The organism is Bradyrhizobium sp. BLXBL-03 (assembly GCF_051853015.1).
Taxonomy (GTDB): domain Bacteria; phylum Pseudomonadota; class Alphaproteobacteria; order Rhizobiales; family Xanthobacteraceae; genus Bradyrhizobium; species Bradyrhizobium manausense.
The window spans coordinates 6,978,642-7,001,261 of sequence record NZ_CP182470.1 but is presented as its reverse complement, the minus strand read 5'-3'; the positions used below and the strand labels follow the sequence as shown (position 1 = coordinate 7,001,261).

The window sequence follows — 22,620 nt, the reverse complement described above, 5'->3', positions numbered from 1 at the left end:
AATTATGTCGATCGAAGTAGCCATGCGTGTCGAAGATAAGCTATTCAATAACCGCTATCTCGTCGATACCGGCCGCCCCCACATCAAGGTGCGGCCGCATGCCAAACCATCGCCGCAGCTTTTGTCGATGTTGAAAGCTTGCCCAGCGCGCTGCTATGAGCTCAGCGAACAGGGCCAGGTCGAAGCCACCGTCGACGGCTGCATCGAATGCGGCACTTGCCGGGTCATTTGCGAGGAGAGCGGTGATATCGAATGGAGCTATCCGCGAGGCGGCTATGGCGTGCTATTCAAATTCGGGTGAAGCAAAGTGGAAGGTTTCCCAGAGAGTGGGCGATCCTGCAGCTATCACCGAGGTTCGAGGCGTCTTCCCCGAACTATCCGAGGGCTATGAGAGCATGATCGGGTTTTCGGCGAGGCCCCCTGCACACGATCAGAGCAGATCTAACTAACATCGCAGAGGATTGTGATGCGGACAGAAGATCTCCCCTCCCACGTTCTAAAGGGTGGAGAGGAGGAGCGGGCACGTCTTGCAGTGGTTGCCCGGGTGCTGGCGGAGCCGACACGCTTGCTGCTCGATCGATCCGAACCGCTCGACGGGTGCACCGCCATCGATGCAGGCTGCGGCGGTGGTGATATCACGTTCGAATTGGCAAAGCGGGTTGGCAGAGCTGGCCAAGCTTTCGGTCTGGATCTCGATGAAGACAAAATCGTTTTAGCACGAGCGGAGGCTAAGCGGCGTGGCATCCCAAATGTGGAATTCTGCCGCGCAGATGTTACACATCATTGGCCGGTGCGGGGGGTATCAGTGGTGAGTGTTCGGTTCGTCCTTACCCATCTCGTCGATCCTGGTAAGGCGCTCAAACAAGCCTACGAGGCGCTCCGACCTGGGGGTATGATCGTGGTCCAGGATATCGATTGCGACGGCGAGTTCTGCGATCCGCCGTCGGCTGCATTTCGTCGCAAAGGCGAACTCTTCATTGAAGCCGTGCGCAAGCGCGGCGGAGATCCCTTGATTGGCCGTAGGCTCGTCGCGCTCCTCGAAGCCGCAGGCTTCTCTGACGTTCACTCCTCAATGGTCCAGCCTTACGGCGGCGAGGGTGACGTCAAGCGGGTACCATTGCTGACTTTCGCCGCAATTCGCGACGCGCTGATTCAGCTAGGGCTCACCAGCATCCAGGAGATCGGCGGCATTACGGCCGAGCTCGAAGCGTTCCTTGATCGGCCTAATACGACTGTCGGCCTACCGCGCATCTTCCACGCCTGGGGACGAAAGCAGTGAAGCTTGTGGCTGCCGTTTGCGATAACTCGGGAGCGTCACGATGGTTTGAGAGCGCGTGACGCTGGTTCAGTGCGTGACGTTAGGTCTGCTTCTGGGCCGTTTTTAGCCGCACGCACGGTAGTCATTAGCGGCGAAAGCAGGCAAGACGAGGTTTCGGCTGAGTGTTCTCATCAGCGTATATGCACACAATCAAGAACGCGAGGATAAGGGCGTGAAGTCGGTGATAGATGAGGAGTTTGCTGCCTTGCGCAGTCATCGGGACCGCATTCATCGTTATCGCCGTTTGCTTACAACGCAGCCAACGGGACTCGAGCGCCAGGATCTCGAGCGACGGCTGTACGAAGAGCGTTGTGCTTTCGATGCCTTAATAGCCAGTAGGTTTCCGCTCATTTTCAATAGTCCGCTTGTGGCTGATCGGGAGAAGTCCGTTTCAGTCACGACGGAGGAGTGTGACTAAAGCCGCCCGGCCCCTCCGCCGTTGTCTTCGTTGCCCCGATGATGCATATATCGCAAGCCAAGGCGTTGTGGTGTTCGCAGGATTGTTCGCCTTGCCGAGCCGAGGCCGCTAGCTATCCTTCGACCTGATAGCTGAGCGTACCATCGTGCGTCTCGTGGCCCGCGTCGCGTTTGACATCTGAGGGCTCTGCCAGAGGTCAAACGCTGTAAGCAAAGTACGAGTCTTCGTAGTGGTCAAACATGTGGGCTTCACGACGCTTGACTTTCACTGAGAAGTAGGAAGACGTGTCGTGATCAAAACCGTTGTATGCCCCCGAGCCGTTCGGCACGAGGGTGAAATACGAATCCTCTCCGTGGTGATAGACGTTCGCTAACTCGCCATCAACGTAGCAATGGCCGATGTAGCCATATCAACTAACTCTGCCGTTCCGAACGCAGACGCTGATCCTATTGTATGCGCTGGTCTCGACTTCCCAAACCCTGGTGACAAGACGCCCGAGACTGTCAGCCAAAGCGACCGCAGCTGCGGCAACCCGAATACAGGGTTTCACGTTGCCTCCTTACTGATTGATCGGAGAAACCTGAGGCGAGGAGTGGCTTTGATGCTCGCCCGAAGACGCGCCGTGCCCACCTCTACATGGCGCGGTGATCTCGTGCCGCGAGAAGCAAGCAGTATGCCGAACCGGAGCTGAAGCGGCTGCAAGCATTCCGAAGGACCGCGCTCGAAGAATCTGGCGTCCGAGCCATGCTGCGCCGAATTGTCGACGTGGCAGTGATAAACGCCTGAGGCGGCGGTGGTCCTCACCCAGGAATGTGAGGAGGACAATCCCTTCCGAAGAGGGCTTGAATCGGACGTTGCGTCAGGTTGTACCAGGGGCGAAAGCCCTTTCCAGAAGACTAAACTAAGATGACGCAATCCTTCCTTGCTACGATACTATGTTCCGTATTCGGTTTGATTGGGATGGCCGGAGTTTCGCTCGCTGGTCCAATCGGAGGCTACGACTGCGCCATAATCGCCACAGCTCGATACGCAGTGGGTGATCGCAATGAACACGACGTCGTTAGCTTCCAATATACGTGCAACGGCGTCGATGGGGTATTCAAAAATGCCGTGGTTACAGCAATATCTGTCGTGGAGCTCGATAACGAGGAGGGAACGTTTATGGGTTCGTTTAGTCTTCACCGCTCGCCTGATGGTTTTGCAGCCGAGCAGCTTCTAGAAGGCATCGGCGACATCGTCGTAGAGGGCGACAACGCCGTTGGAATTGAAGCGTACGGTAAGACGTCGTTTAAATTCGCATCCGGTGCCTTGGAGTGTCTCGCAGAGAAGACTGTCAAGTTCACGGCCAAGCCCACGGGTTTTGGAAAATTCAAGCTGGAGTTTATGGACTGATCGTTCGTCAACAAAAGCTGGCGGCGTTCTTGTGCAAACGTCGCGTTATGTAGCAGAATCTCTCTGACCATGTCCTTCTTGATTAGCTTGATCTGTCGACCGGGACGCTGAACCACCGCACGACAGATGCTCCTACACATAGAGCGTGAGCCTTAGAGGGGAGCTGTGTATGCGACATCCAATGCTTCTCGTATTGAGCTGCTGGCACGTCACAGGAGTTAGGTATATCCGTAGGTGAGGCTGTGCTGTCCACCGCCGTTCCGCGGGGTCGCAAATTCGCAGCGGTCCAGAGCAAGCTTTCCAGGGGAGGCATGTTAAAGCCGACTCAGGTGCAAGGCGCTCCATATTTCGCGCGTCCTTAAGCCATCAAAGTGGCAATGTCCGCGTTAGGATATTGATCGTTTCTGATACGACAACTCCAAAGCGTCAAACCAACACATCGATTGCAGCTAGAAACGCCCGGTGCCGTGCCCTGGGACGGGATGCCCTTTGTGCGACCAATCAAGCCCAATTCGCTCAAGAGGGAACGAATGTCGCGGCCCGAGGCGCCTGTTTAGATGCCGTGAAGCGTTACGCGCTCCTGCGTCATCCAACAAGCGGAGATCGGAGCAGAGGAATGCAGGTCTGAACCTCCGACAATTCGCTGACCTACCCCGCTGAATCGCATTAAAAGCCAACAATGCGCGATGACTTATCCGGCGAGACATAGCCACTACCGCCGCCTGAACCAATGATCCGGCGCGAGCGCACCTGGCTTGCGAGAACCGCGCGGATCCTTTTGTTCGATGTCGTACATCTGGGTTCCCCGACCGCGAACGTGCCGATGTCAACAAGTCATCAATCCGTCGGCAGACGCGACATTGTGCCGGAAAGGCAACACGCGTGTTCGTGTATCGCACTGGCCCAAATCCTGCACCGCACAAAAAGCGGGACGCCAAGGCTTACGAAGCGGAGGCCTATTTGAAACTCTACGTATCAAAGCGACGATACCGACGCGGCTCCACTGCTGGTGAGCAATGGCGGCAGTTCGCCGAAGAGGCTGGACGGCGCAAAGCTGATGGCCCCCATGATTTCAGCAGAAGCCTCGATGACCTCATTCGAGATCAATTGGCTGGCGCCGAACTGGGGCGCGCAAGGACTCCTTCGCGAGCTGAGGAGCGTCAATCTCCCCTTGATCGTTTGCTAGCGGGTCTACCGATTTGGCGCCGCCGACGATGCGGCTGGCGGTGATACCGGACGTTGCGCGCTTGGGAGATATCGATGGTCGACCAATTGGATTTGGCATCATTCAAGCTGCATCCCGAGCGGGAGGCCGTACTCGGCGAAGTGCATGCACGCCCATTTTCCGGTCTAGTTTCTTCGCTTGGGATGGTGCGTTTCGTGTTTCTCGCGAAGGGCGAGGATGCCGCAAGCGATCGCCGCCGATTTATCGATTTCTGTCGGGAGCGCAATGTAACCCCGCCAGAGCCGTCGGCAAAACATCATCAGATCGGGTTAGGACCGGTGGTGCTACGCTGGGAGCAACATTCGGAATTTGCAACGTTCACTTGGATCTGGAGTACCGCGAACGGTTCAGCCGCCCGTCAATTCGGCGACGTCTGTGACTCCGCTCAATCATTGATCCGTGCACTATCGCAAGCTGGAGAACTACTCGCCGCGATCAAGTTAGAGGCAGAGCGGGGCGATTGTCCGATCGAGCGCGCCGAACAGATTTTTGACAAAAATAGCCTCGCGATGGTCAACGTCAAGGACGGGGCAAGCCTTGTAGCCTCCGACTTTCGCGCTGACGACAAAGGTTTCACGAGAATTCTAGTCTGTGATCGCGGACTGACGCCGCCCGATCTCGGTGCGCTGGTGCAACGCCTGTTAGAAATCGAAACCTACCGCTCCCTAGCGCTGCTCGGTCTATCGACTGCGCTCGAGCTTGCGCCATCGGTCGATCGAATCGATCGCCGCCTCGTCGAGGTCCTCGAAAAGATGCAGGGCGCGGAAGGGCTAAAAGTCAACAACCATCTCCTTGAGGAATTGACGGCACTGGCAGTCTCGTTCGAAAGAGACGTGACCGGCAGTTTGTTCCGCTTTGGTGCCAGCCGAGCGTACAACGAGCTCGTGCAATCGCGATTGTCGATCGTTGAAGGCGAGGGCGTCGCGGGTTATCCGACTTGGTCGTCCTTCCTGGCGCGCCGTATGGCGCCTGCGATACGAACCTGTGCGACGATGGAGGAGCGTCAGGCAAATTTATCGGACAAGCTGGCACGCGCCGCGGATTTGCTACGAACACGCGTGGATGTCGAGATCGAGCAACAGAATCGCGACCTTTTGAGATCGATCAACGAACGGTCGAGGCAGCAGCTTCGCCTGCAGTCCACGGTCGAAGGATTGTCAGTCGGGGCCATTGGATACTATGTGGTCAGCCTGTTCGGCTATCTCGCGAAAGGCGCTCACGATGTTGGGCTCCACGTAGAGCCCGCGTCCGTAACCGCGGCTTTCGTGCCGATCGCCGTCGGCGTGATTTGGCTGGTTAGTTACAATATTCGGAAACGACACCTCAAGCCAGAGGACGCATCGTCCAGAGCTCGCGAATAGAGTTTTCTGAGACAATATCGATCGCGCGGTCCTGCAGCTTGGCGAGCCCGGCGAGAGGATATTCTACGGTCGCGGCTCGCCCTTGCGTGCTGGCTTTTGAAAGACGATAGGTTTGGTCGGTAACTCTCATGAGAGGCGTCCTCTAGCTAGTTGCCTGTTGAAAAGCGGACAATTGCCGGACCGAGTGCCAAAAGTTTCTCGAACGCCGGACAGCACTGGATTCGACAGTTCGATAACGCCCAACAGACGTAGGACCATTCGGTCGGAGATTTCGTCGTAGCGATGAAGGGCGTGTTCTGGGCACTGAAGCTAAGCGTATGCAGGCTGTAGCGATGTGCAATGTGGACGCCTTCGAGCGTGATCCCGATAAGCGCTGCTTGCCTAAATGCGGCCTCCGTCTGGCACGCTGCTTGCTCTGCCACACACAACATCACCAGGCCCCCCCATGGTGGTGTTGGGGCGGACTCGGCGTATCCCAGGTCCAGGCGTCGGGGCCGCCCCGCTGCGCATGTTCGGGTATAGGCGGAGATACACCTCTGCACAGCCCTAATGTTGATTGCACCACATCTCAGAGAATTTTGATAGAGATTCGACCCACACAGAGCCGATCCCGTTCACATCGGCAAGCCAGAGTGTCGGTCGTTTAGAACGTCACTGCCGTCTGTAAAAGGGGCCTGCAGTCCCGTTCCATGGCGCATGGCAAGCCGCCGATTTTGGAGGAGATCAAGCAAGGGACGTGAAGCAAAGTCGCCATTCATATGCCTGATCGCGTAGTTTTCCCGCGCAAGATATCCTTGCATCGTCTGCATGACCAATGTTGGGATCGGCCGATTGCCATTCGCCGTGCTCGTTTGTCGTGATTCCGACGTTGTCGTGCGCCTATGATTTGGTCGACCAAATTCCTAACAAACGGGAACGTCTTCAGTTCGCGCACACACCGAGCCATTGGCCTGCTTCTTGCTGTTCGCTTCATCGATGACTTCATCAATCGGCATAATCGCTGGGGAGGCTCATGGGAGCAGCGACGGAAACGTTCTATGGCGTGATCAGACGGCAGGGTATCACCCGTCGAAACTTTCTTAAATTTTGCAGCCTGACCGCGGCAAGCCTCGGGCTTGGGCCGCTGGCCGTTAGTCGCATTGCGAATGCGCTTGAAACAAGGCCACGCATACCTGTGATCTGGATGCATGGGCTCGAATGCACCTGCTGCTCCGAGAGCTTTATCCGCTCCGCCCATCCCTTAATGAAGGATACAATGCTGTCGATGATCTCGCTTGACTATGACGACACCATCATGGCCGCCGCTGGCCATCAAGCGGAAGCGATCCTCGAAGAGACCCGTGCCAAACATAAGGGGCAGTATGTGCTCGCGGTCGAGGGCAATCCACCGCTGAACGAGGGCGGCATGTTTTGCATTCACGCCGGCAAGCCATTCGTCGAGAAGTTGAAGACCATGTCCGAGGACGCGATGGCCGTCATCGCCTGGGGTTCCTGCGCTGTATGGGGCTGCGTTCAGGCGGCCAGGCCCAATCCGACGCAGGCAACACCCATCGACAAGGTCATCACCAACAAAACTATCATTAAGGTGCCGGGTTGCCCGCCGATCGCGGAAGTGATGACTGGCGTTGTGACCTTCATGACCACCTTTGGCAAGCCCCCCGAACTCGACCGGCAGGGCCGGCCGAAGATGTTCTACTCGCAGCGCATCCACGACAAATGCTACCGACGCGCGCATTTCGACGCAGGCCAATTCGTCGAGGAATGGGACGATGAGGCGGCGCGCAAAGGATATTGCCTCTACAAGATGGGCTGTAAGGGGCCGACCACGTACAACGCCTGTTCGTCGGTGCGCTGGAACGGCGGCGTCTCCTTTCCGATCCAGTCGGGCCACGGCTGCATCGGCTGCTCAGAAGATGACTTCTGGGACAAGGGCTCGTTCTACGACCGCCTGTCCAACATCAAGCAATTCGGCATCGAGAAAAATGCCGACCAGATTGGTATGGCGGCGGCCGGCGCCGTCGGCGCTGGGGTCGCCGCACATGCGGCGGTGACGGCTTTTAGGCGCTATGCCGCCAGACGGGAAGATACGAACCGGCGTCACTGAGTGTTTTGAGGTAAGGCAAGAGTGGACCTTCACATCCCAGACGGGTTCAAGCCCGGCAAGCGCATCGTGGTCGACCCTGTGACCCGGATCGAAGGTCATATGCGGATCGAGGCCAATATCGACTCCGACAACGTGATCCGCAACGCGGTCTCCTCAGGCACAATGTGGCGGGGCATCGAAATCATCCTGAACGGCCGCGATCCGCGCGACGCCTGGGCCTTCACCGAGCGGATCTGCGGCGTCTGCACCGGAACGCATGCGCTCACCTCGGTCCGTGCGGTTGAGAACGCGCTGGGCATCACCATTCCGGAGAATGCCAACTCGATCCGAAATATTATGCAGCTCTGCCTCCAGGTGCATGATCATCTCGTGCATTTCTATCACCTGCACGCGCTCGACTGGGTCGATGTGATGTCGGCATTGAAGGCCGATCCAAAGGCGACCTCGGTGCTGGCGCAATCGATCTCGTCCTGGCCGTTGTCCTCTCCCGGCTATTTCAAAGACCTCCAGATCCGGCTGACAAAGTTTGTCGAGTCCGGTCAGCTCGGTCCGTTCAAGTACGGCTATTGGGGGCATGCCGCCTACAAGCTGCCGCCGGAAGCGAACCTGATGGCGGTCGCGCATTATCTGGAAGCGCTCGATTTCCAGAAGGACGTCGTCAAGATCCACGCCATATATGGCGGCAAGAATCCGCATCCAAACTGGCTGGTCGGCGGGGTGGCCTGCGCGATCAATGTCGATGGCACCGGCGCGGTCGGCGCCATCAACATGGAGCGATTGAATCTCGTCTCGTCCGTCATCGATCGCTGCATCGAGTTCACCGAAAAGGTCTACCTGCCCGACATCGTCGCGATTAGCTCCTTCTACAAGGACTGGCTCTATGGCGGCGGGCTCTCTGGCAGAAGCGTGATGGCCTATGGCGACATTCCGGAGAACGCCAACGACTATTCTGCGAACAACCTGAAATTGCCGCGCGGTGTGATCATCAACGGCAATCTTAACGAGGTGCTGCCGCTCGACCATGCAGATCCCGAGCAGATACAGGAGTTTGTCAGTCACTCCTGGTACAAATATGACGATGACTCCAAGGGCCGACATCCCTGGGACGGCATCACCGAGCCAAACTACGTGCTCGGTCCCAATGCGAAGGGCACCAAGACCGACATCAAGGAGCTCGATGAAGGCGGCAAGTATTCTTGGATCAAGGCTCCGCGGTGGCGCGGAAATGCCGTCGAGGTTGGACCGCTCGCCCGCTTCATCCTGGGCTGCGCGCAGAACAAGCCGGAATTTAAGGAGCCGACCGAAAAGCTGCTTAAGACGCTCGGCTTGCCGGACAAGGCCTTATTTTCTACTCTCGGCCGTACCGTTGCACGCGCACTGGAATGCCAATGGGCTGCCAACCAGATGCGGTATTTCCAGGACAAGCTGGTGGGACGCATCAAGGCGGGCGACTCTTCGACCGCCAACATCGACAAATGGGAGCCGGAGAGCTGGCCGAAGGAAGCAAGGGGCTATGGCTTCACCGAGGCGCCGCGTGGCGCGCTCGCGCACTGGATCAAGATCAAGGAGACTAAGATCGACAACTATCAGTGCGTGGTTCCAACCACTTGGAATGGATCGCCACGGGATCCCAAGGGCAACATCGGCGCCTTTGAAGCGGCGCTGATGGAGACTCCGATGGCGGCTCCGGAACAGCCCCTGGAGATCCTACGCACGATCCACTCCTTCGATCCCTGCCTTGCGTGCTCGACCCACGTGATGAGCCCGGACGGTCAGGAAATGGCAGCCGTCATAGTCCGGTAAAGAGGCAGGAACCTCATGATGGATACAGCTAAACGTCGGGCGGAGACCGAGCTGGCCTCTGCCCCAATCGCGGTCGATGCCGCTGGCGAACAAGCCGCCGCTCGGTCCCCCATCTATGTCTACGAAGTGCCGGTGCGGATCTGCCACTGGGTGAATGCGCTGTCAATCGTGTTTCTTATGGTGAGCGGCTATCTGATCGGCACGCCGCCGTCGATGGTCGCGGCGTCCGGCAAATTTGTGATGGGCTACATTCGGTTTGCTCATTTCGCGGCGGCGCAGGTGCTCGCGATGTTCTTTCTCGCCCGTATCCTATGGGCCATCTTCGGGAACCGTCACTCACGGCAGATTGTCTACATTCCGGCGCATCGCAAGCAGTTCTGGAAGGACATATTGCACGAGATTCGTTGGTACGCCTTCCTGGAACGCAAACCGAAGGTGTATGTCGGCCACAATCCCCTGGCGCAGACCGCGATGTTCACGGGCTTCACCTTGTTGGTCCCCTTCATGATCATCACAGGTTTTGCGCTCTTTTCAGAAGGCGCGGGGATCGACAGCTGGCAGCACGCGATGTTTGGTTGGGTGTTCGCCCTTTGGCCGAACAGCCAGGACGTTCACACTTGGCATCGTCTCGGCATGTGGGCACTCACCATATTCGTGATGGTCCATATCTATGCCGCCGTCCGCGAAGACATCATGTCGCACCGGAGCATCATCTTCTCGATGATCTCGGGTGTACGTCAGTGCCGTTCCAACTGGGGAAGCGGAGTGGTGCCGACATGTTCAAAGCCAAGGCGCGTCCTCTTGCTCGGAATCGGCAACATTCTTTGGGCAGATGAAGGATTTGGGGTACGTGCCGTGGAAGAATTTCATCATCGCTACGTCGTACCCGATGAGGTCACAATCCTGGACGGCGGGACGCAGGGGCTCCACCTCGTAAACTATCTTCAGGACTCCGACCACCTAATCGTATTCGACGCGATCGATTATGGCCTAGAGCCTGGACAGTTGAAGCTCGTGCGCGACGAGGAGGTGCCGCGTTTCACCGGCGTTAGGAAGATGAGCCTGCATCATACTGGATTTCAGGAAGTTATCAGTGCGTGTGACCTGCTCGGGCATTGCCCAAAACATCTCGTGTTGATCGGTTGCCAGCCGCTTGATCTCGATGACTGGGGTGGACCCCTGACGCCGGCAGTGCGTAATCAAATTAGCCCTGCGGTCGAGCTTGCCAGATTTATTCTCGTGGAGTGGGGCGTGCGGGTGACGCCGCGCATCACACCATTACGGGAATCTGAATGGTTGCTCGCCAATGGTATCGATCACCAGCGTTACGAAATGAGAGCGCGAACATGAACGGATCGCGAGTTGTCGGAGACGTCGCAGATGTGTCTTGGCTTACCAATGACGGTTATCGAAACCGACGGTATCTCTGCGCTTTGCGAGTTTCGCGGAAAGCAGCGTCGTGTCTGGGTATTCTTGCTCTCCGATCCGATTGCCTCCGCCAAGGTGCTTGTCCATGTCGACACTGCGATCCGGCTCTTGGATGATGAAGAGGCGCAGCTAATTGGCGATGCTATTGATGGCATCGGCGCAGCGCTCAACGGCGACGATTGCGACCGCTTCTTCGCCGACCTGATCAACCGTGATCCGACATTGCCCGTGCATCTACAGCGCGATCAGGCCTCTGGCCACCTTCGACATCCTAATACGAGCCACGAAGCAAGCACCGACCGTAAGACAACGACTGCGAGGTTGGAAGACAAGTTTGTGATCTAAAAAGATGACTATCAGTCGTTCATGACAGCCATCGTTTCCAACTAAAACTCGGCTTTGTCGGACAATTGATCTGGCTCAGATCTGGAGGATTGATGGATTTCTGCTTCGCACGACGCGGCCGGTCCGCGCTCGATATCACTGCTCTTGATCGTTCTCCACTCTTGTCCCGTGAGGCAGGTGGGGGTTTCTGCACAGCGGCTGACGAAAAGGAGCAGGCGATGCGCACCGGGAAGAGTCCGAGCGCGGCGGGGCACAGCCGGAGCGCCGCGGGCGCATTGCCAGAGCTTGCCAAGCTCGATGTTGCCGAGCTAGCGAAGAGCTGCCCGAATGCTATCGAGCTCCTGTCGAATATAGCTGAAGCCATCGCGAGCCAGAAGGTAGATGCGCCCACGCGGCTGTTCCGGCTTGACGATCTCAACCATCTCGAACGCGAGCTCCTCGCCGGCATCATCGGTGAAGGCGAGGTAGCCGGCGTCGTCGCGCTACCGGGTGGATCGCTGGTGCAGATCCGGGAGGCGGTGCTCGCAGGCCTATGGCGCGTGCGGATCCAGACCGATTCTTTTCACGAGTATCTTGAGATCGGAGCGATCCCAGAGATCGTGAAACGGGCAGCCGCGGATCTGACAATCGCGGACTTCAAGATCGGCCAGCCGCCGCAAGGCGCCATGAACGTGCTGCCAGTGCTCGCCGAAATCCGCGCGCGGGCGCTTGCCTGGCGGCCTGGTATGCCATCGGGGATCATCAACCTCACGCTGCTGCCGATGAGCCCGATCGACATGAGCTTTCTACAGGAGACGATCAGGAACGGACCAATCCAGCTTATCTCGCGCGGTTACGGCACCTGCCGCGTGCTCGCGACCGGAATCCGCAATGTCTGGTCGGTGCAGTTCTTCAACGCCATGGACACCATCATCCTCGATACGTTCGAGGTAGGCGGCATGCCGACGGTCGCTGTCGCAGCTGACGAGGATTTCGAGGATTCGGCCGAGCGGCTTAGGGAAACTATCGAGGCCTATTTCAAATGAAGAAGGTTGATAATTTCGGCGTGCGGCAGGATGTCACTGAGCTTACGCCGCTCGAATGCAGCATCTGCTGGACCGCCTATGACCCCGTCGGCGCGTTCGCGACAAGCGCGTTCGACGGCCGTAACGTCCCGTGGGGTGTCCTGACGGAGCAGCGCGCATGAGCCTCGCCTTCCGGAGCGAGATCGAGATCACGGTGTGGCTCGCCGGGTGCTCGATTGTCGACGTTGCGATCCTACCGCGCAGCAGGCCGGCCGTCATGCGCCTGTTTGCGGGCAAGCCAGCATCGTCAGTGCTCTCAGTGCTGCCTCGGCTGTTCTCGCTTTGCGCGGTCGCGCAGCAGGTGGCCTATCTGTCGGCGGTCGAAGCTGCGCGGGGTGAAGGCGCCGCCGCGGAGACGGTGCAGCGCCGCGTTACCGCAGTCGTTGCAGAACGATTGACGGAATTGGTGCGGGGCCTGTTCGTCAGGCAGCTCGCGTTTGACGGCACCGGCGCTGAGGCGGTGCGCGCGCTGATGCATGCGGCCACAGTTCTTGGCGGCGTCGCCAGCGAAGGTGCAAGAGAGGGAGCGATGCGCGAGGCGGTGTCGCAGATCAAGTCCGCGCTGACCGCGCTCGGAACCACGCGCGAAACTCAATGTCCGGAACCAGGCCGTGCACCGGCGGCGGCGCACCTTGCAAGCTTCAATGCCCAGGCGCTGTCGCTTCCTGCCATCGAGCAGTCATTCCTGTCGGTTGCTGATGATCCCGACGTCATTGCGCGGTTGCTCACCGAGGGAGCGAGCTTTTCCGGCGCGCCCGAACTTCACGGTCGGATTCCGGAGACCGGCGTCTGGGCCCGCAGGGGCGGCCGCGAGCAGATTTTGGCGCTGGATGCTGGCCCAGCCGAGCGCCTCAAGGCGCGCCTCGCCGAAGTGGCTCGTCTCCTCGCCTGGCTTGACGACGCCGAGCGGGATCTCGAAGACGGCGTTATCGCCAGCTATTCCCTCGGTAACCACAGGGGAGCGGCCGCGGTCGAATGTGCACGCGGCCGACTCTACCATGCGATCGAGCTCGACGACGAGGACCGCATCGTGCGCTTCCAATTACTGGCGCCGACCGAATGGAATTTCCACGCGCGGGGGCCGCTGGTCCAGAGCCTCAAGGGCTCGCGGCTCGCCGCCGGCCCGCGCGGACAGGACGCGGTTCGTACTTTCGTCGGGTCGTTTGACCCTTGCGTTAGCTTCAGCCTCAATTTCCACGAGGCCGGCCGTGCATGAGATGGCGCTGTGCCAGGGCATCATTGGGATTGTCGAGGAAGAGGCGCGAAATCGCTCGTTCTCGAAGGTGAAGACCGTGTGCCTCGAGATCGGTGCGCTCAGCCACGTCGCACCGGAGGCGATCAAATTCTGCTTCGAGGCGGTAGCTGCGCGGACCATCGTGCAGGGCGCAAGGCTGGAGATCATCGCGACGCCGGGGATCGCATGGTGCATGGCTTGCTCGATGAGCGTCGAGATCAAGCAGCGTTACGAGCCGTGTCCATCCTGCGGCAGCTATCAATTGCAGGTGACCGGCGGTGAGGAAATGCGCGTGAATAAATTGGAGGTTGCCTGATGTGTACGGTCTGCGGTTGCAACGACGCCAAGACGTCCATCGAGTGCGTTCGTGATGCGCATCATGAGCATGACAACGATGGTCGTCATCACCATCATGCCCGGCATGATCATCCTCACGGGGGCGGATACCACGATCATGAGCACGACGTCGCCGGGTTTCTCGATTGCAGCGCCAAGCCCGCGGGCCAACAGATCGCGGGCATGAGCAGCGACCGTATCATCCAAGTTGAACGCGACATTCTTGGCAAGAACGACCACCTCGCCGCCGAAAACCGCACCCGCTTCCACGCCGACGACGTACTTGCTTTCAACCTTGTCTCGAGTCCCGGCGCCGGCAAAACTTCGCTGCTGGTCCGCGCCGTGTCCAAGTTGAAGGACAGCTTTCTGATCGGCGTGATCGAAGGTGATCAGCAGACCTCCCACGATGCAGAGCGCATTCGCGCTACTGGCGTGCCGGCCATCCAGGTCAACACCGGAAAGGGCTGTCACCTCGATGCCGGCATGGTCGCTAGGGCCTATGAGCGGCTGCGCCGGCTTAACGGCGGCATTCTCTTTATCGAGAACGTCGGCAACCTTGTTTGTCCCGCGGCGTTCGATCTCGGTGAAGCCTGCAAGATCGTGGTGCTTTCGACCACGGAGGGCGAGGACAAACCGCTGAAATACCCGGATATGTTCGCCTCCTCTTCGTTGATGCTGATCAACAAAATCGATCTCGCGTCGGTGCTCGATTTCGATCTCCCCAGGACCGTCGAATATGCGCGGCGGGTCAACCCGAAAATTGAGGCGCTAACCGTGTCGGCGCGCACAGGGGAAGGGCTTCCGGCCTTTTATGCCTGGATCCGCAAGCAGGCGGCCAGGATAGGACCGGCCGCGGCGGAATGACAATGGTGGACGAGGTCACAGCCCGCGATAGACGACGGCTGCGTCTGCATGTGCGCGGCGCCGTACAGGGCGTCGGCTTTCGTCCCTATGTCTATGGTCTGGCCAGGCGCTATCGCCTCGGCGGCTTCGTCGCCAATGATCCGCATGGCGTCGTCATCGAGGTCGAGGGCGCGCGCACATCGGATTTCGTGACCGCGCTACCGCTCGAAAAGCCGCCGCTGGCACGGATCGACGAGATTTCAGTGCAGCCGGTCAGCGCGGCGGCGAGCGAGGAGTTCTGCATTCGCGCCAGCGAGCAGGGCAGGGTGTCGACGCGGATCGTCGCCGACGCCGCAACCTGCCCGGAGTGCCGGGGCGAGCTGTTCGATCCGGCCAGCCGGCTCCATCTCTATCCCTTCATCAGCTGCACCCATTGCGGTCCACGCTACACCATCACCGAGCAGCTGCCATATGACCGTGCGGCCACCGCAATGAAGCGCTTTACCATGTGTGAAGCCTGTGCCGCGGATTATGCCGATCCCAACAACCGCCGCTTCCACGCCGAGGCGATTGCCTGCCCGCAATGCGGCCCGAGGCTTAGCCACCCCGTCGCGGAGATCGCGGCCGCAATTGCAGTGGGGAAGATCGTCGCGATCAAGGGGCTCGGCGGCTATCAGCTCATCTGTGACGCGCGCGACAACGAGGCCGTAAAACGCCTTCGGAAGCGCAAGCAGCGCGATCAAAAGCCCTTCGCCATCATGGTCGGCTCAATAGACTTGGTTGCCGAGATCGCCGCTGCCAATGCTGCCGAGCTGGCGTTGCTCCAGACGCTAGCGCGGCCAATCGTGCTGATGACGTCGCGTCATCGTCTCGCGCCTGCGATCGCGCCGGGGCTGTCGCGGGTCGGGGTTATGCTGCCGGTTATGCCATTGCACTATTTGATTTTTGATGCGCTGAAGTCGGGCCATCCGCAGGACGGCAAAAGCTGGGCGATCGTCACAACCAGCGCCAATCTCAGCGGCGAACCGCTGCTGACCGACAACGACCAGGCGAGGCGGCGCCTCGCCGGCATCGCCGATCTCGTCGTCACCCATGACCGCGACATTGTCATTCGTGCGGACGATTCCGTCGTATCTGTCGTGGCCGGGCGGACCCAGTTTATCCGCCGCGCCCGCGGTTACGTTCCAGAGCCCGTGCGCCTCCTACGATCCGTTCCGTCGATCCTTGCCGTTGGCGGTAGCCTGAAATCGACCGTAACGGCTACGCGCGGCGACGAGGCCTTCGTCTCCCAACATATCGGTGATCTCGACACAGCGGAAGGCGTCCGCTGCTTAGAAGAAACAGTGCATCAACTGCTTTCAACACTCCATGTTGAGCCGGTCGTCGTCGCGCATGACCTGCATCCGAATATCGCCTCGACCCGTTTTGCCGAAGCGAGCGGGAGGAGGCTGGTTGCGATTCAGCATCATCATGCCCATGCAGCGTCCGTGATGGCCGAACATCGCGTCGAACGTCCTGTGTTGGCGCTGGTGCTTGACGGGTTCGGCTATGGCGGCGACGCCGGCAATTGGGGTGGTGAGCTTCTGCTGTGCGAAGGGGCGCGCTTCCGCCGGCTCGGACATCTCGCCACACTCAAGATGCCCGGCGGCGACCGCGCCGCGTGCGAGCCGTGGCGGATGGCAGCGAGCGTGCTACACGGATTGCAGCGCGGCGACGAGATTCCGCGCCGCTTTGCCGCGCAGCCGCAAGCGGTGCGTTTGTCCGCCTTGCTGGATCAGCGCGACGTGCCGATGACGACGAGCGCCGGCCGGCTGTTCGACGCCGCGGCAGGACTGCTTCGGCTTTCCCTGGTGCAGAGCTACGAGGGCGAGGCCGCGATGAAGCTGGAAGCGCTTGTTCGCCAGCCCCGCGTTGCCAGGGACGGCTGGGTGATCGAGAACGGCGTGCTCTCACTGTCTCCGTTGCTCGAACGGCTGGCGAGCGATGCGCTCGATCCGACCGACGGCGCCGAACTGTTCCACGGCACGTTCGCGGCCGCCTGTGCCGACTGGATCGTTCGTATTGCGCGGAAGACCGGCATCATGACCGTCGCCTTGAGCGGTGGCTGCTTTCTCAATGCGATCCTGAGCGCCGAGATCGAGCGGGGCTGCCTCGCAGCCGGTCTTACGCCGCTGCTGCCCCGCCAGGTGCCGCCCAATGATGGCGGCCTGAGCCTGGGGCAGGCCTGGATCGCCGCGCTCCAACTCATCGAACACCAAGGCCTGGAAGGAACCGCTTGATGTGTCTTGCCATACCTGCAGCAGTAACAAAAATTTTGCCTGACGAGATGGCCGTCGTCTCCATCGATGGCGTCGGCAAGGAGATTTCCGTTGCCCTGATCGAGGATCTCGCCGTCGGCGACTACGTGATCATTCACGTCGGTTATGCGCTCACCAAGATCGACCCCGAGGAAGCCAGACGCACATTGGATTTGTTGCGCGAGCTCAGCGTCGAGTGACAGGGAGCTGTGCAATGAAATATGTCCACGAGTTCCGCGACAAGGAGATCGCGCTGGGGGTGGCGAAAGCGATCGGCACCGAGGTCGATCTGGCAAGACCCTATCGTTTCATGGAGTTTTGTGGCGGCCATACACACACGATCTCGCGCTATGGCCTCGAGGACATGCTGCCGAACAACGTGCGGATGGTCCACGGCCCTGGTTGCCCGGTCTGCGTGCTGCCGGCCGGGCGTATTGACATGGCGATCCATCTCGCGATGCGGCCCGAAGTCATCCTCTGCGGCTACGGCGACCTAATGCGCGTGCCGGGTTCGCAAGGCGCCTCGCTGCTCAAGGCAAAGGCCCGCGGCGCGGATGTCCGCATGGTGTATTCCACCATCGATGCGATCCGGATCGCAGAGGAGAACCCCGCGCGCGAGGTCGTGTTCTTCGCCATTGGCTTTGAGACCACCACGCCGCCGACGGCTATCATGATACGTCTGGCCGAAAAGAAGAAGCTCTCAAACTTTAGCGTGTTCTGCAACCACGTGCTGACGCCTCCAGCGATGCAGAATATTCTAAAGAGCTGCGATATACGCAATATCGGACACGTCGAGATTGACGGTTTCATCGGGCCAGCCCATGTCTCGGTCATCATTGGCACGACGCCTTACGAGTTTGTCGCGGAGGAGTTTGGCAAGCCGATCGTGATCACCGGTTTCGAGCCGCTCGACATGATGCAGGCGATCCTAATGCTTGTCCGGCAAGTCAACGAGCATCGCCACGAAGTAGAGAATCAGTATCGCCGCGCGGTGATCCGCGACGGCAATCTGCGCGCTAAGGAGGAGGTCTCCAACGTTTTCGAGCTGCGAGACCGGTTCGAATGGCGCGGCCTCGGCCCAGTGCCCTACAGCGGGCTGAGGCTGAAGCCCGCTTACACCAAATACGACGCGGAGCTGCGCTTCGACATGGGCGAGCTGTGCGTTGCCGACAATCCGGCCTGTAAATGCGCTGCCATCCTGCGCGGGATAAGGAAGCCTGTGGATTGCGAGCTGTTCGGGAAGATCTGCACGCCCGTAACGCCCATGGGATCCTGCATGGTCTCCTCGGAAGGCGCCTGCGCCGCTCATTGGACCTATGGCCGTTTCCGCGATCATCAGCAGAGGCCGGCGTCATGAGAGGTCATCAGGCCAAGCTCGACATCAGCAATGGCTGCATCGACCTGTCTCACGGCTCCGGCGGCCGCGCGATGGCGCAGCTTATTTCGGGACTGTTCCACGAGGCCTTCGGCAATGAATGGCTGGCGCGCGGCAATGATCAGTCGGCCTTCGACGTCGGCGGCGGGCGCATGGTGATGACGACCGATGGCTACGTCGTCTCGCCGCTGTTTTTTCCGGGCGGAAATATCGGTACGCTGGCCGTGCACGGCACGGTCAACGACATCGCAATGGCAGGGGCGCGGCCGCTTTACCTGTCTGCGGGCTTCATTATCGAGGAGGGATTTCGTTTGTCCCACCTCAAGATGATCGCGGAGTGCATGGGGGAAGCGGCGCGATCGGCCGGCGTTCACATTATCACTGGCGACACCAAGGTGGTCGAGCGCGGCAAGGCCGACGGCCTGTTCATCTCGACGGCTGGCGTCGGTGTAGTGCCTGTCGGGCTCGATCTCTCCGCGGAAAACGCGCGCGTCGGAGACCGCGTGCTGATCTCGGGCACGCTCGGCGATCATGGCATCGCCATCATGTCCAAGCGGCAGAACCTCGCCTTTGAAACCGACATCATCTCGGATTCGGCGGCGCTGCACGACCTCGTTGCGAAGATGGTTGAGGCCGGAGGCCACGGAATCCGCCTAATGCGCGACCCTACGCGCGGTGGGCTTGCCGCGACCCTGAACGAGATCGCCCGGCAATCCGACCTCGGCTTTCGCCTGCAGGAAGAGGCAATCCCGGTGAAGCCGGACGTGGCGGCGGCCTGCGAGCTCTTGGGGCTCGATCCGCTCCATGTCGCCAATGAAGGCAAGCTGGTTGCCATTGTGTCGCCCGAGGTCGCCAATGCCGTGCTTGCTGCCATGCGGGCGCATCCGCTCGGCTGCGATGCCGCCGAGATCGGCGAGGCAATCGCCGATGACCATCATTTCGTGCAGATGGCGACCAGCTTTGGCGGCGGCCGCATCGTTGACTGGCTGTCGGGCGAGCAACTGCCACGCATCTGCTGAGGCTCAAACATGCAAAGATCGAAACGTTGCTGTTACACAGGATCCACTAATGGTTCATTACAGTGACTTTGACGTTTTGATACCGAGCCATTCGAGGAGGCAAGTTTTCGGGTGGCAGGAGAATCTCGATGCTTCGGGGAACGCCGGGCTGACGGCGAATGAAACCGTTTCGTTCGAGGGTGACGATCATCTGGTGGACTGAGGGCGGGCTGACGCGGAAATGGCGCTGAATGTCGGCCTCGGCGGGCGGCTGTCCGAACATGTACGAATAGGTATGGATGAAAGCGAGGTAGTGACCCTGTTTCTCGGTTAAGCGCGCCTGATGTTTGACTCATGGATCGATTCGTTACGGCCTCCGACAAGGAGGCGAAGCATGAATGTTACGTTATCGGGTCGATTGAGCCAAGCCGAGCGGGACGAACTGACGGCGATGCTCGGCGGCGGCAAGCGCACCGTCCGCAAGCTCAAGCGGGCGCAGATTTTGCTGGCGGCCGATGGAGGTCGCCGCGACGAGGAGATTGCCAGGACCGTGAGTGTCAGCCTTTCCACCGTTTATCGGACCAAGCGCGGCTTCGTAAAGGCAATCTGGAGCGGGCCTTGAGGGAGCAGCTGCGTCCGGGCGCAGAGCGCAAGCTGACCTTAAATCGTTCATCAGGCCCGCTCCCAATGCCTGAGGCTCGGCGCCGGACCATCCGGCAACCCTCGATAGGAGCTTGCCGCGGGGCGGGCCGCCCTCACCTCAGAGAGCAAACATAGAGTCGAGTTGAATTTCGCACACTGCCGCCGCGATGCGGAAGGGATGCTCCGGCCCTCGGTGTCGGTCGGCTTGCCGAGTCTGAAGAAGTGAGGTCCCAATTAGACGAAGACGCCCGCCCCTTGCGGAGCGGGCGCCCCTTAACTATGCCGCGAGTACAGACGGAAGGTCCTTAAGCGGCAAAAGGGTCGCGAGGTCCGGAGGGCGGCTCCTTAAAGCCCGGCACGAAGTCCCGAGGGAAGGAAGGAATATCCTTGAAAGCGCCAGCGGGATGATTTTGCACCACCCGTGGCTGTCCATTCGGCTCCTCTTCCGACAACCGGCCGGCTTGGGCGAGCTGCTGCTCAAATTTAGTTTGTGCCGCGCCTCCAGATTGCCCTTGCTGCTCAGACGCGGTGCTTCGATTCGCGCCGATCGACCCAATGTTGGCTAAGCTCACCTTGATCTCCTATCTAGGGTTGGAAGAACAACACCACGCTACCTCGCCAGTCTGACCAAGAGCTGACGACCTGCAAGCAGAGGCAGTTCTATCTTGACCTATTGTTTTAGCAGAAGGCCACTCATCATCGAACTCGCACACGCAGCAGAGATCAGCAACGTTCGGTCGCAACGGCCGGGCGTTCGGGCGCCGACTAGTGGTTTATCACAGTGGTTTTGACTCTTTGGACGTCGTTGGATAGGCGTGGCCGAGTTTGGCGCGGGCTTTAGTTGGGTGTGAACATCCATTTGATGCGGGTCCGTGGCATGGACTCGGCCGCGCGTATCGCAATTCTGAAGAAACTCATAACTTTCTGCGTTGAATGTATTGACGCGCAAAGATCCGGTGTTTCGCTAGACAGCTACCCGCAAAGCTCTCAAGCTTGATTTCCGTTATCCGCGCCGCAAATCAATAAACCGTGGTCAAATTGCGCCGGAAAACTGCACTTCCTCCCGGCAATAGCAGGATTATTGCGACAAATTCGAATAATCATTGATGTATCAGCCGGTCGACTGGACCAACCAGGACAGTCACTTTCCCTCTGCCGTGCAATCGAGGGCTGTACGATGAATAATCATGACCTCATTTCCAGCAGCCTGCTGGCGCTAACCGCGACAGGCCTTGCGCTACTCTGCTCGAGCCTGCTAGCTTTTGCCCTCATTTGAAATCAACGTACTATTTGCGCCGTGCTGTTTCACGATTGGGCCCGCAAACGGTCGCTAGCTTGCGATTGACTAAGATCAAGAAGAACGCAAATCGGATCCATTAGCTAGTAGGAAATCAAGTCAGACGAGGGTCCCATGCGCCATCATTTCCTGTTTGCTGTTGCGCTCGCAGTCCCCACCTTGGTTTTCGCTCAGACAGGTTCGATCGCCGCTCCGCGAGACCGTTCGGGATACATGCCCCCGGCCCAACAAGACGTTTACTGCTTGCAAGGACGTACCTGGGGATACCCAGGTAATTGCCAGTTCTCGAGCTATAGCCAGTGCATGGCCACCGCATCCGGCACAGACGCCTATTGCGGTATTAATCCGGTCTACGCTTTTGAGCGCCGCAGATCGCACTCACCTGACGGCGTCGCGAGGCTAAGATAATAAGGCAAATCCTACGGTGAGCGTTGAAACCTAGAGATGCTGATCCAGGAAAGAGAAGAATCGACAAGTGCGTGCAGCGCTCCTCGTCGGCCTCGCCGCGGCGTGCCCGAGCGGCAGCGGTTGAGACGCTGAGGTCCAGCGGCACAAGTGACCGCCTTCATGCTCAAGCACGTTCGAACCTGTTCTTGCAGGACTCTCTCGATACGGCGGTGGTAGCTATTTCGTGCCGTTCGACGTGAGCGAACGTGGACGTTCGGTCGATCGCCACGAACATATATGAAGCTTGTGTTCGGTCCGTACGTCGGCGATATCGATGCGGAAGAAGCCGATCGGGTAGCTCTTGAACTTCTTCCTTGCTGGTCTGTCGCCTTCGACATCCGGCAGTCGGCCGGTACCGTGGCGCTGTAGACGGCGGTGCAGTGATGAGCGTGTCAGTCTCGCGTGCTTGGGGCCGGTCGGGAGGTCGGCGACTGAGGTCCGCTTCCTCATGTCGCGCGCACGGCGCGGTGATCCCGGTACGAAACGGAGCGCGGCCGGTAACTCAGCCTGGCGTCGCTTGCAGGGCAATAACCGGTTCAGTCGGCTCCGCGAAGCAGTTGCGTGGCGTGCTTGCGATGAAATCCGGTGATGACGATGAGCTCGGCGAAAATCCGCGCTTCTGCGCACGGTTCGACGACCTGTGACGCTGGCTGACAGTCGCCAATAGCTCCTTGCGCGTCGCCTGCCTCAATC

18 protein-coding genes and 4 pseudogenes are annotated in these 22,620 nt (G+C 59.4%); 20 read left to right on the top strand and 2 right to left on the bottom strand.

Annotated elements, in window-relative coordinates; all coding sequences use genetic code 11:
* Positions 1-4 precede the first annotated feature (4 nt).
* The 18 genes and pseudogenes from ACNJX9_RS33370 (at position 5) to hypE (ending at position 19,562) form a co-directional block, all read left to right on the top strand.
* Positions 5-301, top strand: coding sequence for a ferredoxin family protein (locus ACNJX9_RS33370; protein WP_439406287.1), 297 nt, complete (start codon positions 5-7; stop codon positions 299-301).
* A 165-nt stretch (positions 302-466) separates the two neighbouring features.
* Positions 467-1,279: a class I SAM-dependent methyltransferase gene (locus tag ACNJX9_RS33365; RefSeq protein ID WP_439406285.1), complete on the top strand. Its 813-nt coding sequence runs from the start codon at positions 467-469 to the stop codon at positions 1,277-1,279.
* A gap of 1,363 nt (positions 1,280-2,642) precedes the next feature.
* The gene (locus tag ACNJX9_RS33360) at positions 2,643-3,128 is read left to right on the top strand and encodes a hypothetical protein (RefSeq protein ID WP_439406284.1); all 486 of its coding nucleotides are present in this window, start codon (positions 2,643-2,645) and stop codon (positions 3,126-3,128) included.
* A gap of 1,260 nt (positions 3,129-4,388) precedes the next feature.
* On the top strand, positions 4,389-5,714 hold the full coding sequence (locus ACNJX9_RS33355) for a DUF3422 family protein (RefSeq protein ID WP_439406283.1): 1,326 nt from the start codon (positions 4,389-4,391) through the stop codon (positions 5,712-5,714).
* 1,012 nt (positions 5,715-6,726) lie between these two features.
* Positions 6,727-7,818 carry a hydrogenase small subunit gene (locus ACNJX9_RS33350; RefSeq protein ID WP_439406281.1) on the top strand — a complete coding sequence of 364 codons (1,092 nt, stop codon included), beginning with the start codon at positions 6,727-6,729 and terminating at the stop codon, positions 7,816-7,818.
* 21 nt (positions 7,819-7,839) lie between these two features.
* On the top strand, positions 7,840-9,621 hold the full coding sequence (locus ACNJX9_RS33345; RefSeq protein ID WP_439406280.1) for a nickel-dependent hydrogenase large subunit: 1,782 nt from the start codon (positions 7,840-7,842) through the stop codon (positions 9,619-9,621).
* 15 nt (positions 9,622-9,636) lie between these two features.
* A pseudogene (cybH, locus tag ACNJX9_RS33340) lies at positions 9,637-10,368 on the top strand (Ni/Fe-hydrogenase, b-type cytochrome subunit); the annotation flags it as partial.
* Positions 10,342-10,971, top strand: a complete 630-nt coding sequence (locus tag ACNJX9_RS33335; protein ID WP_439410166.1) for a HyaD/HybD family hydrogenase maturation endopeptidase — start codon at positions 10,342-10,344, stop codon at positions 10,969-10,971. The pseudogene cybH and the gene ACNJX9_RS33335, both read left to right, overlap by 27 nt.
* A 30-nt stretch (positions 10,972-11,001) precedes the next feature.
* A pseudogene (locus ACNJX9_RS33330) lies at positions 11,002-11,289 on the top strand (HypC/HybG/HupF family hydrogenase formation chaperone); the annotation flags it as partial.
* 323 nt (positions 11,290-11,612) lie between these two features.
* Complete coding sequence (locus ACNJX9_RS33325; protein ID WP_439406279.1) at positions 11,613-12,419, top strand: hydrogenase expression/formation C-terminal domain-containing protein; 807 nt, start codon at positions 11,613-11,615, stop codon at positions 12,417-12,419.
* Positions 12,416-12,580, top strand: coding sequence for a hypothetical protein (locus tag ACNJX9_RS33320; RefSeq protein WP_439406277.1), 165 nt, complete (start codon positions 12,416-12,418; stop codon positions 12,578-12,580). Before ACNJX9_RS33325 ends, ACNJX9_RS33320 begins: the two co-directional genes overlap by 4 nt.
* Positions 12,577-13,674, top strand: coding sequence for a nickel-dependent hydrogenase large subunit (locus tag ACNJX9_RS33315; protein WP_439406275.1), 1,098 nt, complete (start codon positions 12,577-12,579; stop codon positions 13,672-13,674). The genes ACNJX9_RS33320 and ACNJX9_RS33315 overlap by 4 nt, the downstream gene beginning before the upstream one ends.
* Positions 13,667-14,008: a hydrogenase maturation nickel metallochaperone HypA gene (hypA, locus tag ACNJX9_RS33310; protein WP_439406274.1), complete on the top strand. Its 342-nt coding sequence runs from the start codon at positions 13,667-13,669 to the stop codon at positions 14,006-14,008. The genes ACNJX9_RS33315 and hypA overlap by 8 nt, the downstream gene beginning before the upstream one ends.
* Positions 14,008-14,892 carry a hydrogenase nickel incorporation protein HypB gene (gene hypB / locus ACNJX9_RS33305; RefSeq protein ID WP_439406273.1) on the top strand — a complete coding sequence of 295 codons (885 nt, stop codon included), beginning with the start codon at positions 14,008-14,010 and terminating at the stop codon, positions 14,890-14,892. The genes hypA and hypB overlap by 1 nt, the downstream gene beginning before the upstream one ends.
* Positions 14,889-17,150, top strand: a complete 2,262-nt coding sequence (gene hypF, locus ACNJX9_RS33300) for a carbamoyltransferase HypF (RefSeq protein ID WP_439406271.1) — start codon at positions 14,889-14,891, stop codon at positions 17,148-17,150. Before hypB ends, hypF begins: the two co-directional genes overlap by 4 nt.
* A complete protein-coding gene (locus ACNJX9_RS33295) occupies positions 17,150-17,368 on the top strand; it encodes a HypC/HybG/HupF family hydrogenase formation chaperone (RefSeq protein WP_057742198.1) in 219 nt (72 codons plus the stop codon). Before hypF ends, ACNJX9_RS33295 begins: the two co-directional genes overlap by 1 nt.
* Positions 17,369-17,382: 14 nt before the next feature.
* A complete protein-coding gene (hypD, locus tag ACNJX9_RS33290) occupies positions 17,383-18,525 on the top strand; it encodes a hydrogenase formation protein HypD (protein WP_439406269.1) in 1,143 nt (380 codons plus the stop codon).
* Complete coding sequence (hypE, locus tag ACNJX9_RS33285) at positions 18,522-19,562, top strand: hydrogenase expression/formation protein HypE (RefSeq protein WP_057742188.1); 1,041 nt, start codon at positions 18,522-18,524, stop codon at positions 19,560-19,562. Before hypD ends, hypE begins: the two co-directional genes overlap by 4 nt.
* Positions 19,563-19,608: 46 nt before the next feature.
* On the opposite strand, the gene ACNJX9_RS33280 is transcribed toward hypE, so the two are convergent.
* Positions 19,609-19,824: a MarR family transcriptional regulator gene (locus ACNJX9_RS33280; protein ID WP_167353961.1), complete on the bottom strand. Its 216-nt coding sequence runs from the start codon at positions 19,822-19,824 to the stop codon at positions 19,609-19,611.
* A gap of 111 nt (positions 19,825-19,935) precedes the next feature.
* On the opposite strand from ACNJX9_RS33280, the pseudogene ACNJX9_RS33275 reads away from it, so the two are divergent.
* Positions 19,936-20,201 (top strand): annotated as a pseudogene (locus tag ACNJX9_RS33275) (helix-turn-helix domain-containing protein); the annotation flags it as partial.
* A gap of 1,393 nt (positions 20,202-21,594) precedes the next feature.
* A complete protein-coding gene (locus ACNJX9_RS33270; protein WP_083513921.1) occupies positions 21,595-21,888 on the top strand; it encodes a DUF3551 domain-containing protein in 294 nt (97 codons plus the stop codon).
* Positions 21,889-22,117: 229 nt separating this feature from the next.
* Here the strand turns inward: ACNJX9_RS33270 and ACNJX9_RS33265 are convergent.
* Positions 22,118-22,326 (bottom strand): annotated as a pseudogene (locus ACNJX9_RS33265) (IS481 family transposase); the annotation flags it as partial.
* Between the last annotated feature and the right edge of the window lie 294 nt (positions 22,327-22,620).

Coding starts and splice junctions, on each gene's coding strand:
- ACNJX9_RS33355 (WP_439406283.1), top strand. CDS start 4,389: ATGGTCGACCAATTGGATTTGGCATCATTCAAGCTGCATCCCGAGCGG.
- hypE (WP_057742188.1), top strand. CDS start 18,522: ATGAGAGGTCATCAGGCCAAGCTCGACATCAGCAATGGCTGCATCGAC.
- ACNJX9_RS33320 (WP_439406277.1), top strand. CDS start 12,416: ATGAAGAAGGTTGATAATTTCGGCGTGCGGCAGGATGTCACTGAGCTT.
- ACNJX9_RS33365 (WP_439406285.1), top strand. CDS start 467: ATGCGGACAGAAGATCTCCCCTCCCACGTTCTAAAGGGTGGAGAGGAG.
- ACNJX9_RS33370 (WP_439406287.1), top strand. CDS start 5: ATGTCGATCGAAGTAGCCATGCGTGTCGAAGATAAGCTATTCAATAAC.
- hypF (WP_439406271.1), top strand. CDS start 14,889: ATGACAATGGTGGACGAGGTCACAGCCCGCGATAGACGACGGCTGCGT.
- ACNJX9_RS33335 (WP_439410166.1), top strand. CDS start 10,342: ATGATCTCGGGTGTACGTCAGTGCCGTTCCAACTGGGGAAGCGGAGTG.
- ACNJX9_RS33315 (WP_439406275.1), top strand. CDS start 12,577: ATGAGCCTCGCCTTCCGGAGCGAGATCGAGATCACGGTGTGGCTCGCC.
- hypB (WP_439406273.1), top strand. CDS start 14,008: ATGTGTACGGTCTGCGGTTGCAACGACGCCAAGACGTCCATCGAGTGC.
- ACNJX9_RS33350 (WP_439406281.1), top strand. CDS start 6,727: ATGGGAGCAGCGACGGAAACGTTCTATGGCGTGATCAGACGGCAGGGT.
- ACNJX9_RS33270 (WP_083513921.1), top strand. CDS start 21,595: ATGCGCCATCATTTCCTGTTTGCTGTTGCGCTCGCAGTCCCCACCTTG.
- ACNJX9_RS33295 (WP_057742198.1), top strand. CDS start 17,150: ATGTGTCTTGCCATACCTGCAGCAGTAACAAAAATTTTGCCTGACGAG.
- hypD (WP_439406269.1), top strand. CDS start 17,383: ATGAAATATGTCCACGAGTTCCGCGACAAGGAGATCGCGCTGGGGGTG.
- ACNJX9_RS33325 (WP_439406279.1), top strand. CDS start 11,613: ATGCGCACCGGGAAGAGTCCGAGCGCGGCGGGGCACAGCCGGAGCGCC.
- ACNJX9_RS33280 (WP_167353961.1), bottom strand. CDS start 19,824: ATGTTCGGACAGCCGCCCGCCGAGGCCGACATTCAGCGCCATTTCCGC.
- ACNJX9_RS33360 (WP_439406284.1), top strand. CDS start 2,643: ATGACGCAATCCTTCCTTGCTACGATACTATGTTCCGTATTCGGTTTG.